Below are 977 nucleotides of genomic sequence, written 5' to 3'. Positions count from 1 at the left end.
GCCCTTCTATATATGCGGCCTCCAATGGCAAGAACATCAAGACAAAACTTGGGCAGTTAATTCCTTTAAGACGACTGTAGTTTTTCTCTGATAGCTCTTTAACATGCACTCTCAATGCTTGAATATAATTATTCATCGCTAATTCGCGTTGAGCTTCTGTTTCAGCCGAAATAGCAGATTCATACGCCACCAATGAGGCCTTACTATCGATAATCAAATGCTGATTGTCTGGCAGGTCTATTAAAAAATCTAAAAAATACGCTCGCCCTTTGTCATCTTTAAGGTGAACCTGCGTCCGATAATGCTGATCTTTTACTAATCCGGCGACCTGTAAACTTCTTTCTAGTTGCACCTCGCCCCAATTACCCAAGGTTTTCTTATCGCCTTTGAGTGCAGTCGTCAGGTTCTGGGCATCCTGAGACATCTGCGCATTAAGGTTTCGCAGAATCTCCAACTCCTTCTTTAGACTACCAGCCGATTCATGATTTTCCTTCTGGATACCGTCTACCCGATGACGGAACTCGGTAATTTGTTCTCTAAAAGGTTTTAGCACGCCTTCGATAGACAACTGGTTATCCTTGGTAATGCGTTTTCCCTTTTCGTCAAAGATGCGGTTCGCCAAATTCTCAAACTCTGACTGAAGTGATTTTTTCTGAGACTCAAATTGCTCTCTCTGTTGAATCATTGCGCGATCACGCTCTTCAATAACCGCCTCTAGACGGGCATTATTTCGATTCAAGTCAACCACCTGAAGCCTGGACGACTGAAGCTCGTCATGTAAGTTTAAACACTGTTCACCTTGAGCCTCTAAACGTTCCAGCAAAAGAGCCTTATCACTTTCTAGAGCTGAGTATCTGCTCTGTTCATCACTTAGCTTTCCAAGGTATAGCTTTCGAAAATAAGCCAGACCACCTATAACAATAAAGGATAAACAAGCGATAAATAACTCTAGGTTCGCCAGTAAGTGCTGTTCCATT

At 42.6% G+C, this 977-nt stretch carries 1 protein-coding gene; it reads right to left on the bottom strand.

The features are described 5' to 3' along the window. The coding region (locus tag A3735_RS01940) for a DNA recombination protein RmuC (protein ID WP_156499323.1) at positions 1 to 977 on the bottom strand (977 nt) is incomplete at both ends.

The sequence above is a fragment of the Oleiphilus sp. HI0061 genome (genome assembly GCF_001635675.1).
This window is presented reverse-complemented; position numbering and strand designations above follow the sequence as displayed.